Consider the following 14,164-nt stretch of genomic DNA (forward strand, 5'->3'; position numbering starts at 1 on the left):
AAGCTTGACTAGGGGAACGGGTATATTTTCTGTTAAAGAAACTTTAACCGAGTGAAACTCTGGCATATCATTAGGTTTAGCCATGATGGATACTCCTATTATCTGTTGTGGTTAGCTGTCTCTGGGTGTTGTGAGCACTTAGGGGCAGCGCTTGGTTTATCTGTTAATGCTCTTTTGGGCTGTTAAGTACTCCTGCGTTGGTGAGGAATTCACCTACAAGTATTAGAACAAAATGACGGAAGAGCCAGACTGAAGGTGCATTTAATATTTATGCCAATTGTTGCCACTGTATAAACAACTGTACAGTGAAATTAACCACATAATAAATATGAAGAAGAACCACTGAAAAATACAGGTTCTGTTCGACTGTTGCAGAAAATAAGGACTTACCGGCTTGTTAATAGACAGCAAGAGTCAATATGACTGGATTTAGCCAGGTTTTCTCTCATAACCTGGCATGTGACGACATAAGTATTTGAACCACTCCGACAAGTATTCATTTTGTATGGGTGCTAACTAAAACCCGGTTCTAAATACTTTTTCAATAAATGGCAGTCCCCTTTTAGTACCAGCTATTAAAAGCTAAAGTTCATTTAAAACCTGCCAGGCTGATAGAATTATCCAAGAACGTTTACCCCTTAACACTAAACAGGACTGTATAAAAAGACAATTGAACTGTACTTCATCAAGCCTATTCAGGCGGGCGTATTCTTAATAAGCAAGTTTGCTTAGACATTACCCAGATAATTTTCAAAATCTGCCAGCGGTAGCGGCTTGGAAAAATAATACCCCTGAATATAGTCACAGCCATGCTCTTTTAAAAATTGAAGCTGTTTTTCATCTTCAACACCTTCGGCGACGGTTTTTAAATTTAAATTATTACTCAGGCTGATAATAGATTTGATCACAGATTCGCCGCCGACACCACAGCCAATCTTATCGATAAAGCTCTTATCGATTTTTAAAATAGACAAGGGCAGATGTGTTAAATAGCTCAGGGAAGAATAACCGGTACCAAAGTCGTCAATAGAAACCGATACCCCGTGTTGATAAATTTCCTCCAGGTTTTTCATCACTTTTTGCGGCTCATACATTAAGGCCGACTCGGTGATTTCAAGTTCAACATAGTGACTGTCAACCCTGAATTCATGCAAATAATTTTTCAGTATCTGGCTAAAGCCTTCATCGAGCAACTGTAATGAAGAAACATTTATCGACAATTTGAACCCATCAGATATCACACCTGCACTCAACCAGCTAGCGACATGGCTAATGGACGTTTTCAGTACCCAGTCACCCAGCTTTTGGATTTGTCCTGATTTTTCAGCTATCGGAATAAACACATGGGGACCGACAAAGCTGGCATCATCTTTAGGCCAGCGGATCAAAGCTTCAGCACCTATTACCTGACCGTTTTCGCTGGTAACCTTAGGCTGAAAATGCAAATCAAAGGCATTGGTTTCAACAAACAATTTTATTTTACTTTCGATGATGAACCTTTGCTTAGTATCTTCTTGTAAATCATCACTGTAATAATGAACCTGATTTTTGCCGTTATCCTTAGCCTTGGTCAGCGCCAAAGCGGCGGAAGTCACCAGCTCATCCGCCAAGGTCATGCCTTCCAGTGTTGTCGCTACACCGATACTGCATGCCAGATATAAGGGCTGCTCAACTTCGCTTATCCCAATTTTTTGCGCCACGGCATCTTGTATGTTCCGGGTCAGGCGGCTAATGTCATCCAATGACTTAACCTCAGGCAGGATAAGAACAAATTCATCACCGCCCAGCCGGGACAATAAGTTGTTTTCATCGGTACAGGCATTGATTCTACTTGCTATTATTTTTAAAATTGAATCTCCAACGCCATTGCCCAGGTTATCATTGATGAGCTTGAAATTATCAATATCGATATGCAATAAGGCTAAGAAACTTTGCCCCCGGCGATGCACCGTTGATTCTGCAACCGAGGTGGTCAAGTACTCATGAAACATGACCCGGTTTGCAAGGCCGGTTAAGTCATCATAATTTGACAGCCTCACCAGCTGTCCTTCCACGTCTTTGAGGTAGCTTAAGTCCCTGAAAACAAAAACACAGCCCTTGGATGTTTCATCTATTGCCAGGCTATTGCAAGAGTAACTCACCGGCACCTGCTCTTGACCCCTTATTAAAAAGGCTTCAACATCACTGACACTGCCCTCGTGGTGACATAATCGAGATATTTGACTCTTTTTCCAGTCCTCGCTTGAAAGAAATGGCTGGATGCTTTTCCCGAACAGGTTGCTGTCTTTCCCTGCCAGCAGGGTTTGTTCGGCTTTGCTGTTCGCGTAGATGATAGCACCGTTTTCATCCAGCCCTATGATGCCTTCTCCTGCGGCAGATAAAATACGCTGTTGCTGAATAAAGGTCTGATAAACATTAACATAAGCTTGTTCTAACTCCCGTTTCCTTGATTCCAGTTCAAGAAAAACGCGAATTTTCGAAATCAATATATCCGGGTTAAACGGCTTAAAGATGTAATCAACCGCACCACATTCAAAACCACTGAGCACATGTTGAATTTCTTTATTGATGGCGGTAACGAAAACAATAGGCACATTCATAGTATCCTCATTGTTTTTTAAATGGCCTGCCAGTTCAAAGCCATCCATTTCCGGCATTTGCACATCCAGTAAAAACAACAGGTATTCCTGCTCTAACACCTTAAACAGGGCTTCGTTCCCGGAAGTCGCCGAGTCGCACTCCAGGCCCAATGGCTCTAATACCGCCTTCAGGGAAAAAATATTATTTTTATTGTCATCCACGATCAAAATTCGTTGTTTATCCATAGCTCACCTGTAACAAAACAATTGTTTTCCATAACATTAATTAAAAATAGTCAATATTTTTCAGTTTACTAGAAAAGAGAAAAATTAAGGCTAAACTAGCAATAACGGGCACTTTGAGCCAACTTTCTCCAGGGATAGCAATGTACAGGACTGTATATGTTTAAAACTCAAAAAGTTGTTCACAAAATTCTATTAGCCTTTATTTTTCCTACCGTTATCCTCTTGGCTGTTACGGTGACAGGCCTGTTTAGCACATATCAGCACCACAGGGAGTTTGCCGACTTTCAACAGTTTTTAATCCATGGCCAGCAAGGAAGCTGGCTTTTATACGAATTGCAAAAAGAACGCGGCTACAGTACCGTTTTCATCGCAAGCGGGCAGCAGCTGTTTTCTCCTGAATATAAAATGCAGCAAAAGAAAACAGATGAAGCCTTAGCGGAATTTAACCGCTTGAAGATACCGCCGGACAAGCACCATTCCTTAGGCCTGGATGATAAGTTAAGCCGGCTTGCTACCAGCCTTTCACAAATAGAAGTGATTAGAAAAAAAGTGGAAAGCCAGGCCATAAGCAGCACCGAATCTTTTGAACTCTACTCGCGTATAAATGGCACTCTCATTGAGCTGACCACTTCGCTGTTCCAGGCAGCAAACGATGTAAAATCTGTGCAGCTGCTTAATAACCTGCTGAACTTCATCCGGGCACAGGAAAGTGCCGGCAAGGAGCGCGCCCTGATAAGCCAAGTGCTTGCTTCAAAAGTAATAACCCTGGAAAAAGTCAATCAGATTCTGCATTACGGCGAAAACCAGAGAACTTCGATAAACGGTATATTTTCAGCGGCGAGCCAGAGTCAAAAAAAACAATACCGGGAAGCATTTCCCCACTCGATAAACAACGCGGTCTCAATTACCCGGGAATTGATCGCCAGCCACTATCAGTTACAAATATTGTCATCAGCAATGATACAAAACAACCAGCAGATAGAATTACAGTTACTCAGGAAAGCGCCTTCGCCAACCACGGAGAGCTCGATTTTCAATCAATCACTTAAACATGGCCAACAATTACAAAACCTACTAAAAACAATACAGCAACTAGCCGGCGACAATGAAGCGCTCGCGGCTTTGATAACAAGTACCGCAACATCGCTTGCCAACTTTACCGCCTTACAGGCTGCAAACAACAGGGATACCCCGATAGCGTTAACCCGATTACAATCAGGACTGGAGCAAGTCATTTTCGCCGTAGAAACCCTCAACCAATCCCTGCTTATACAAGATACCAGGCAATGGTTCACCATATCAAGCAACAGGATTGATGCCTTGAAAAAAGTGGAAGATTTAATATTTGCACAGTTATATAACATCTCTTCTGCCAATATCGCAGATACCCGGCAAACCATAACTTTAGAACTGGCCTTCCTGATTATTCTCGCCTTATTCTTTGCACTGTTCTATTTTGTCATTATCCGGCGCATATTATCCAATTTTCATGAACTGACGACAGGACTGCTTAACTATTCGGAGGGAAATCTTGCCATCCGGCTGACTGCTGGCAATAAAGATGAATTTGCCGATATCTCGCAAGCCTTCAATAAGATGGCAGAAAAAACAGTATCTTACATAGAGAGGATCAGGAAAGACAAAGAAAGCCTTGATAATGCCGTTGGTGAACGCACCTTGCTTTTGCAACAACAAACCGAAGAGTTTGCTTTCCAACATTGGCTCAGTGAAGGTTTGACCCAGCTCACCGCAGCGACCATCAACGAACCGTCAAGCAAATCTCTGTTCCAGAAAATGATCACTTTTTTATCCGAATACCTTAACAGCCAGGTGGGATTGATCTACCAGGCTAACGACAACGGCTTAACTTATCAGGCGGGCTACGCGGTAAAAGAAGATGCCAATATCCAACAATCGATTGCCTATTCAGAAGGCATTATCGGCCAGGCAGCAACGCAACGCACGCCGGTACGGGTATCGTCAACCCAGGAACTCGAATTTCCCCGTATCGAAACAGGGTTTATGACCATAATACCAAGAAATTTTATTGTTTTTCCCATCGTGAAAAACGACCGTGTCATTGCCGTTGTCGCACTTGGCTCGGTTTATAAAATGGCGGATAAGGTTTCCACCTTCCTGGACTATGCCGCTACCTATATTGCCACAACCATCGAAGTACTGGCATCTAAAGAAGCCACAACTTTGCTGCTTGAGGAAACCCAGCAACAATCGCGGGAACTTGCCGAAAAATCAAAACAAATCACTGAATTTAATGAAGAGTTAAAGGCTGCCAATCAACATAAGAGCGAGTTTCTGGCCAGTATGTCACATGAATTGCGCACCCCCTTAAACTCTATGCTTGTGCTCTCTGAACTGCTGGCAAAAAATGACGGCGATCATTTAACGGAGAAACAAGTTGAGAAAGCCCAAATTATCAATTCCGCCGGCAAAGACCTGCTCAGGCTGATCAATGATATTTTAGATGTTTCCAAAATCGAGGCCGGCAAACTTGATGTAGACAAAGACCTTTTTGATTTACATGACCTGATGCAGGAGATCGCCACAACCCACAGCTATGCGGTCAGAGAAAAGCAACTGGCGCTTGACCTTGATCTTGACGCCATTAAAAAGTGCCGGATTTATAGCGATGCCCATCGTATCAAACAAATCATGCATAACTTCTTTTCAAATGCCATTAAATTTACCGAACACGGCAGCATCAAAATATCCGGCACGATTGATGACAGCAGGGAGCAACCTGCCGCCGTTATTACCGTAACCGATACCGGTATCGGCATATCCAAAGAAAATGTCAACAAGATGTTTCAAAAGTTCACGCAAGCCGACAGCAGCATCAGCAGGCGTTTTGGCGGTACCGGCCTTGGTTTGTTTATCAGTAACAAATTGGCAAATTTATTGGGAGCCGACATAAAAGTCAAAAGTAGCGAAGGAAAAGGCTCGGCTTTTTCATTGGTGCTTCCCATAGAAGCACTCTCAAACCTTGATGCCCGGATGCCTGCTCAAGCCTCTGAAACACTGCCGCCGCCTGCTGCCGTACCTGAGCTGAAAGTAGTAAACAGCAAAGCGTTATTTAATGATGAGCCAACAACGCTGGATTTTCAGCCTATCCCGGAAAAACAGGTTATTCTGGCAGGCAGCGATGCTATTACCGTGATGCACCTGAAAAAAGCCATCAAGTGCTTTGAGTTAACAACCGCCATAAAAACCAATATTCCCGAGGCTTTGGATTCACTCAGCCAAAGCGACGATTTTCACGGCGCTGTGATTGACGTACCACTAAAAAAGGAACAGCTGTCAAGCTATTTAACCGCCGTAGAGAATGTTACTGACAAGCCTGTCGTATTGATATATCCCAGCCAATTTCACACTGAGATCACAAAACTTGATGAACAAAGCAATGTTTTTGCTTTTCAACGCCCCTTGGGACATCAGGAATTATTAACCAAGATTCAAGAAATGTTAGCTGGCTGACAAGGCATGGTAAAGTAGAGGGCATTTGAAATACTGACGCCCTCCTTCGCTTTGATTGTCTTCAACAATTTCAATCATTACCCAGAATCGCCGCCCCCATCACATTTTTAAACTTAACCGTAAACATAAAAGGATTTACCTGATTTGATAAACATTGCCTGCAGAAAAACCTTCCCGTCCCCCCCAGCATAGGCAGCCAACACTTAGTTCATGTAAAAAGCATGTCAACTGGAAAAAGAATCGTGGGTTACCCTGATTTATCGCTCTATCCGGCGCATCAGCCTTTTCGAAGCCGGCGAACGCTATTACCGGCACGGAAAAAAAGTGCTGATGGCGGCAGAAGATGCCCGTGACGCTATTCGCAAGATAAAACACAGCCTGGAGGCCGAGCTGCGGATCTCGGCCCCTGTTGGCCTGGCCTCTCAACCGCTTGCCCAGGCATTGAAAGGCTTGCAGCTCAAGAATCCGGGGTTGCGGCTAACCGTTCCGGCCAGTGATGCGGGAAGCAATTTGGTTAGCGAACAAATCGACCTTGCAATTCGTACTGGCAAGCCGGAGTCTTCAAGCTTCATTATTCATCCCCTTGGCAAAGCTGCCCGGCAGATATACGCGAGCCCTGAATACCTGCAACAGGCCGGCAACCCGGTTACGCCAAAAGATATAGTTAAGCACCGCTGGCTGGGGCTTATCGGCAGCAGTGATTTGTCAGCAATCGAACTGAACCATCCCGGGAAAGCAAATTATGACTATAATCCCCCTACCGGATGCGCTTTAATGATCTAAATGCCCTGGTAAGCCATGTACAAGAAGGACTGGGCCTGGCCGTTCTTCCGGCACTGGAAGTTCAGCACTTGGTTAAAGCCGGCGCCCTGCTCAAGGTTTTGCCTGACTGGCATCTAAACCCCCTGCCTTTATATGCACTCACCATTAACAGAAAGCAGTCCTATAAAGTAAAAGCCGTATTAAAAGCACTTAAAGATTTTTTGCCTGATTCAAATAAGAAAAAAACGCGCAGATATTTTGATAATCAAACAGCACCAGTAATACCGCCTGTCCTGCCAGACTTCATCTGCCAGAAATATAAGGGCCTGTTAATGAATAATTGTTTATAAAGTATTTATGCCGCGTATATTGTAAGCTAAAAAGGCATGATTTAAGGTCACAGATGACACATCAGGAATATGAACAACACGTCTCCAACATCATTAAAAATATTGAGTCTTTTAATAATGCGACCATAGCGACCAATAAAAAAATAGCCGGTGTTCAGCAGCCCGGTCATTATGAAATTGATGTCTCTGTAACCTTTCAAATAGATGACATCCTGTCATTTCATCTGATCATTGAGTGTAAAAAATGGCAACGCCCGGTTGATCGGCCTGTGGTGCAAAAACTTGTACAGACACGCGGGGCAATCGCGGCCCATAAAGCGGCAATAGTCTCACCCAGTGGTTTTACAAAAGAAGCCGTTGCGGTAGCAAAAGCTCATGGCATTGCCCTTTGGGTCATCCATCAGGAAAGTGAATCCATTGACTCAGTTATGGCATGCCGGGAATGGGCTCCCCGAAGTTTTGATTTTGACCGGATAAAGCATGAGTTGTTAGATTTGATGCAGGTTAAAGCAACTCCAGTTAAAAGCAGACTCATCGATTTTCCAGCATTTTCCCCTGCTACATTTGCTAAGGGCCACTTTATTTCTTCAAGATCCGCTATTGAATATCCTAGTGCGAAGACTGCTATTGCCCAGTCCCTGGTGGAATTTATTTACCAGCCTGACAATCAGCAAACCCTGGCTTACGACAACATCCAAAAATGGCTAAACCGTCACATCAAAAAGTTACATTTAAGCGGTATGCCCCTTGATGAGGCTGAAAAGAAGATGTTGAGTATTGTCAAAGGCACAAAATACAAGGTCACGGTCAATTTCACCGATAATCGCCATATCGATATCCCGGCATTTTTAAAAAGAGAACCTGATTGATTGCCAACTCCCGACAATATTTCTCAATACCTTCTTCTCCCGGTGAGCATTACTATGCTAAGTTAGGCATCTATTAACAACTGTCTACAGCAACAACCCCTTACACCAGAATTATATGGAAGCTAGATTTGCCGAATATCGCTTTGTCTGCGATCAACTCATCCTGTATAAACATGAAGAAATCATTCCGCTAAAACGTAACCAGGCACTGCTATTACATTTCTTCATCGCTAATCCTGACGCTATTCACAGCAAAGATGCCATTATGGGCTCGGTATGGCAGGACAAAGTGGTATCTGAACAGGTTGTTTTTCAAACCATCAGCCAGCTCAGGGCGATTTTGGGCACTGATGCCATCAAGACCTTTTCAAGGCAGGGATATAAATGGCAATTAGCGTTACGCCAGGCAGACACTATCAACAGCAAACCTGCAGACACAGTGCCAGCTGAAAAAGCCCCTCAAGTGCATAAACGCCCACACTGGGCGGCGTTTATTTTTGGCGCCTTGATTGCCGTAGGCATATATTTTTTACAGGCACTGGCCAGCAAAGAACTTGTAACACTACACCTTGTACAAAGTGGCAATGCTGCCAGCATCAATCAAAAGGCACTCCCCCCGGTAAACGCAAAAAACATAGCACAAGGAGACATATTTTCGGTCGAACCAATACAGCAAAACCACTCGCCCAGACAACTCTTTGCCGCCCCCAAACTGGCCTGGCAACAGGCCGGACTTCCGATGCAGGATTGGTTGTTATGGACTGACACTTTCAGCTCCAGCAAAGGCATATTCTTAAATTACGGCTTGTCGCACAATAATACGCTCTGGCATGGCTATATTTTTGCCAAAACACCTGAACAGCTTGAGCAAAAGTTATCCCGCCGTTTAATGGAGCTGCACCGGTTAGGCTTATTTATTCAGTCAAATAATGCATTAGATATCAGTACCTTGACCTCGATGCAGAAAATAGCCCCAAATGATCCCGATTTATTATTGTTATTGGCAGACTATTATTTTGAAGTAAAGCAACTTGACGTTGCTATGACCTATGCACAAAAGCTGGCTAACTTAGATCCATCATACGGTTTCAGCCCATATCGGGCTAAGGCGCAATGGCTCATCGCTGAGCTCTATAAAGAACGCCACAGCTATCAGCTGGCCAATAATAGCTTAAGCAAAATGTCGGCAACTTTAGCGGGTACGCCGTTGTGGGCATTAAGCTATGAGAATATCAGTGCCAAAGCCTGGTTAGCCTATAAGCAACACGACTTTGACACTATGTTTAACGTCTTAGAACAAGCCATTGCTTTCGGCCAAAAGCAAGGCGACCCGTTAACCTTATTTGAATTGCATATTATGTATTCGATATTGGCGAAAAAAGGCGGTGATGACCACAAAAAATATGCACACCTCAATGAAGCACAAGCCCTGCTGCTTAAGCATGGACTCGATGAGTCAAATTTTGCCGTTGTCTTTTATCATTTTGCAATCTTTACCCGGGATAACAGCAAGGCATTGCCCTATTTAGAGAAAATTCTGGCGTTACCGAGAACGGCCCGCAATGGCTGGATTATCGATCACGCATCAGACATGCTCATCGAACATTACATAGAGCAACAAGATTATCAAACAGCCCTGTCATCGCTGGATAACCAGCCGGAATCGCCAGAAAAGATGTTATCGCTGGCGAAAATCTACCATGGCCAACAAGCACAGGAGCAAGCACGCCCCTACTTTGAAAAAGCCTTTGAACTGGCTCGGTTACAATACAAAACCCGCATCGCGATAGATTCAGCCTTGATGCTGTTCCAACTTAGCGCGCACCAGGCAGAAAAACAGGCAGAATATATGGCCTATTTGCAAGAGAACGCGAATGAAAAATGGCTGAAAAAGCAGATGGACATCTTAGCCAACAAGTAATAGTTTTATCTCTTTTTAGGCAACGCCAGGCGAATCCTTCCTTCACCTGGCATCACGGGAAACTTACTGGGTGGAAACTCACGCCACTACTGCCAAGGCCAGGAGACCCATAGATTAACAGGCCTCAATATCGCCCAGACCGCTCATATTATTTTCATAACATCTGCCTGTCGGATTTATAAGCAGATGTTGTGAAATTGGCTGGAATCAAGTCTTAATCAATTTTTATTTTGTGCCTAAAGAAAACAAATAGAAAATAACCCACTTAAAATCAGCCTGTTGCGTGTTAATACCTATTACAGTTCACGGTAAAAATAAAACCACAAACAAATCCGTACTTACCGTTTCAGCACCACGCTTTCATGCCCTGTTGCCAACAAAGCCGCATCCGGTAAATTGTCTTTAAGCCACTGCGTGAGCGGTTTTACTTTTTTATCCATCACATGAACAAAAGCCACTTTCCGGGCATTTATTTGTTCGAGCAACGCTTGGTAATTTTCTTTAACCAAAGGAAACAAGTCATGGATCAGCAGAATATCAATATTTTTCTGTGCAAGCTGATGCGCCGCGATAACCTCTGCATTGATGTCCGCATCACCAACGTGAAGTACTTTCCAACCGTTAACTTCCACTAAATAGGCATAATTTTGCGTCTGTGTTTGCGGGGCCATATGGGGAAAGCTGAGCACCGACACTTTAATACTTTCATGGCTAAAATGCTGAGACTCAAAGCCGGTTAATTCAGGCGAGATAATATGAGCCGAGTCGGTGATCCGACCTAAATGTTTAATCGTCTGAGGTGTGGTGACCCAAAGGGTTTCCTCATTCTCTTTAAGGAATGCCGTGGTTTGTTGTGGATGAAAATGATCGCTGTGTGCATGCGTGGTTAACGCCAGATCAGCTCCTTGGCCAGATAACCGTTTAAACTCCTGCTCATCAAGAAAATTAAAGCGGCTATGCGGGCCAAACAGCGCATCAATCAGCGTCACCTTATCACCGGAAACAATTTTTACACCGGCATTGGCAACATGTTCAACGACAAGCTCTGCCGGCACGGGAGCTACCTGGCTCGAATTTGCCCAGACATTAACACTGCTTAATAACGTTAAGGTCGCGAATAATTTTTTCATAATATCTCCTTATTAAATTACCGAGGAAATATTATGAAAATGAGGGAGTTGAAGTCTTAATCAAATTCTATTTTATTGCTAAATAGAAAAAAGATAGAAAAATACACATGAGTGATCGCTGAAAAATAACGATTAACCTTAGCTTTGATTAAAGCTAAACATTAAAAAATGCTTATACCCTTGTGCCAAGTGAGCTTATCGGTTGATTTTTGTTTTCTGAAATAAAATCGCTTATGCATGATAAACAAAAGCATAAATCAATGAGATGATTTGGACTTTAAACCGTGCTTTTCTGATATCACCTATAAAGCCCTGGCTGCTTTTCCAAAACAAGTTCAAACCTTACACATACACCAGAAAAATCCGAGATGTAAATATCTGAATCAAGTGATATGACAGTAGTGCCTGACGTCTCGAAAATGCTACTTCCTGATCTCACCTGCCAATGGCATGATGGGATCAGGACCAATATTTACAAGCATCAAATCATATCAGCGATTGCGCCTCTAACGTAAAACCAGTGCCTTACCCCGGCCATGAGCCTCCGAGCCGGCATCCAACTTACCGTTCTCATTAATAATCAGATGAACATCACCAAAATGACGGTTATCCAGGGTATAGCCCATTTGCTGTAAGGCTTTTTTATCTTCGCTTTTTAGCCCGCTATGATGGCGGATAACATTTTCAGGATATAACTGGTGATGGAACCTGGGGCTGTTGACCGCTTCATCGGCACTCATACCAAATTCGGTAACATTCAGGATAGACTGGTAAACCGAGCTGATAATGGTCGTACCGCCGGGAGAGCCGGTCACTAACGCCACTTGCTTGTCTTTAAGCAAGATGGTGGGAGTCATGGACGATAACATACGTTTTCTCGGCTGAATTTCATTGGCCTTACCGCCCAATGCACCAAAGGCATTGGCAACGCCGGGTTTGGCACTAAAATCATCCATTTCATCGTTCAGGATAAAACCGGCCTCAGGCACCACCACACCGCTGCCAAAGGTCAGGTTAATGGTGGTGGTATTGGCGACGGCATTGCCCCATTTGTCCACGATAGAAAAATGCGTGGTATCTTCACTTTCATATAAGCCCGGCTTTACCTGTTCAGTGGTGGAAATGGCCAAAAGATCGACATCCCCGGCCCGCTTTTTCAGGTAATTCTCATCCAGCAACTGCTTAACCGGCACAGGATAAAAGTCCGGATCCCCCAAATAATCAGCACGATCGGCAAAAACCCGCTTACCGATTTCCGACAGTAAGTGTACATATTCTTTGGAATTATGCACTAATGCTGCTTCCCCCTTGCTTGGTGCCAATTGCTGATACATATTCAGCCATTGCAAAATAGCAATGCCCCCGGAGCTTGGCGGAGGTGAGGTTAATACCTGGTAGCCCTGCCACGGCTGACTGATGGGCTTGCGCGATACTGCCTGGTATTGGGCCAGATCCTGATGGGATATCAAACCGCCCTGCTGCTTCATAAAATTAACAATAATATCGGCAGTTTTGCCTTTATAAAAACCATCGCTCCCCTCATCACGGATGCGTTGTAGCGACGAAGCCAGCACCGGCTGCTTAAAAACTTCGCCGGCTTTCATTGCCCCGAAAAACTCGGCAAAATTCACCTTGATGTCTTTCTTTTGTAAATAGTCCAGATACCAGCTGACATTCTTCGCCAGCTTAGGGTGGACAACAAAACCTTTTTCCGCCAATACCACCGCCGGCTCCAGCAGGGATTTCCATGGCAGTGAACCATACTTCTTGTGGGCCAGCCACATACCGGCAACAGTGCCCGGCACGCCGGCAGAGAGCACGCCAAAAACAGATTTGTTGTCGATGACATTACCTTTATCATCCAGATACATATCCCGGTGGCCTTTTAACGGCGCCACTTCCCGGTAATCGATAAAATCATCTTGCTTGTCGGTATGCACCAGCATAAAACCGCCGCCGCCGATATTACCGGCTTCGGGTAACGTCACGGCCAGCACAAACTGGGCGGCAATCGCGGCATCGACGGCATTGCCGCCTTTGCTCAAGATACTGGCGGCAACATCGGCACTGTAGCTGTCGGGCATGGCAACCCCCGCCTGTTGCTCGACGGCAAAGGCAGTGGTAGAAATTGTCGCAGAAATACAAATCAGGGAAACGAAGGTTATTATTCTTTTATACATTAAGTTACTCCTGGTTAAGAAGCGTTCAGCATAAAAGTCAGGCAGAGGAAAGTCCAGCAGTTTTCGTAGTTAAACCGAGAATAGAGTAACGCTGTTTCATATCAGTAAATTAAAAACACAACCCGCCGCAAAGCCCCATTACCCCTGGGTTAACCTCAATACCAGACACAAGATTAATAAGCCGATCACCAGCTTGGCAATGAAAAACTTAATTTCCATCTTATGCAGTTCTATCGATTTTCTCCGATGCTCCCCCCGCAGCAATAACCTGCGGTTGGCCTCTTTGATCACCTGATAACGGGTCAGATAATAAGTTACTAAAATGGCAACAACTAAGACAAAGATTTGCATGATCATGGCGCAGCTCTCCTGTGGCAGCTCACTGATAAATGACACTCTCTGCTACTCCCTGTATCGGCCGCAAAGAAAAAGTCATAAACTATCAGGTGACACTTATGCTTACCCGGGGTTTTCCGGGAATTATTCGTGGCAAACAAGGAACAACTTCCTTTCCCCGAACCGGGTAAATGCCTTACACGAACATGAAAAGCAATGCATAACTTGCGCCTGCCATTGCGTTAACGGCAGAAATGAAGCTTAAGTGATTGTCAAAACTGCTGATAAAAAGTCAGCTC

Annotated in this window: 9 protein-coding genes; 5 read left to right on the top strand and 4 right to left on the bottom strand. The window is 44.2% G+C overall.

The annotated features are described in order from the left end of the window. Positions 1 to 728: 728 nt before the first annotated feature. The gene (locus SG35_RS17280) at positions 729 to 2,825 is read right to left on the bottom strand and encodes a two-component system response regulator (protein ID WP_044831718.1); all 2,097 of its coding nucleotides are present in this window, start codon (positions 2,823 to 2,825) and stop codon (positions 729 to 731) included. Between the two features lie 156 nt (positions 2,826 to 2,981). On the opposite strand from SG35_RS17280, the gene SG35_RS17285 reads away from it, so the two are divergent. The 5 genes from SG35_RS17285 to SG35_RS17305 all read left to right on the top strand — a co-directional run bounded on the left by SG35_RS17285 (position 2,982) and on the right by SG35_RS17305 (position 10,219). Next, entirely contained in the window at positions 2,982 to 6,317 is a 3,336-nt protein-coding gene (locus SG35_RS17285; RefSeq protein WP_044831719.1) for a nitrate- and nitrite sensing domain-containing protein, read from the top strand. A gap of 330 nt (positions 6,318 to 6,647) precedes the next feature. After that, positions 6,648 to 7,100, top strand: coding sequence for a LysR substrate-binding domain-containing protein (locus SG35_RS17290; protein WP_152646527.1), 453 nt, complete (start codon positions 6,648 to 6,650; stop codon positions 7,098 to 7,100). After that, entirely contained in the window at positions 7,082 to 7,429 is a 348-nt protein-coding gene (locus SG35_RS17295; protein WP_053042882.1) for a LysR substrate-binding domain-containing protein, read from the top strand. The genes SG35_RS17290 and SG35_RS17295 overlap by 19 nt, the downstream gene beginning before the upstream one ends. A gap of 53 nt (positions 7,430 to 7,482) precedes the next feature. Then, positions 7,483 to 8,298 (top strand): restriction endonuclease, encoded by an 816-nt coding sequence (locus SG35_RS17300; RefSeq protein ID WP_044831720.1) that lies wholly within the window; start codon positions 7,483 to 7,485, stop codon positions 8,296 to 8,298. Between the two features lie 115 nt (positions 8,299 to 8,413). Continuing rightward, positions 8,414 to 10,219, top strand: coding sequence for a winged helix-turn-helix domain-containing protein (locus SG35_RS17305; protein WP_053042883.1), 1,806 nt, complete (start codon positions 8,414 to 8,416; stop codon positions 10,217 to 10,219). A gap of 338 nt (positions 10,220 to 10,557) precedes the next feature. On the opposite strand, the gene SG35_RS17310 is transcribed toward SG35_RS17305, so the two are convergent. The 3 genes from SG35_RS17310 to SG35_RS17320 all read right to left on the bottom strand — a co-directional run bounded on the left by SG35_RS17310 (position 10,558) and on the right by SG35_RS17320 (position 13,925). Continuing rightward, a complete protein-coding gene (locus tag SG35_RS17310; RefSeq protein ID WP_044831721.1) occupies positions 10,558 to 11,349 on the bottom strand; it encodes an MBL fold metallo-hydrolase in 792 nt (263 codons plus the stop codon). Positions 11,350 to 11,855: 506 nt separating this feature from the next. Continuing rightward, complete coding sequence (gene ggt / locus SG35_RS17315) at positions 11,856 to 13,529, bottom strand: gamma-glutamyltransferase (RefSeq protein WP_084692583.1); 1,674 nt, start codon at positions 13,527 to 13,529, stop codon at positions 11,856 to 11,858. Positions 13,530 to 13,667: 138 nt separating this feature from the next. Beyond that, a complete protein-coding gene (locus SG35_RS17320; protein ID WP_152646528.1) occupies positions 13,668 to 13,925 on the bottom strand; it encodes a hypothetical protein in 258 nt (85 codons plus the stop codon). Positions 13,926 to 14,164: the final 239 nt, after the last annotated feature.

The organism is Thalassomonas actiniarum (assembly GCF_000948975.2).
GTDB classification, from domain to species: Bacteria; Pseudomonadota; Gammaproteobacteria; order Enterobacterales; family Alteromonadaceae; genus Thalassomonas; species Thalassomonas actiniarum.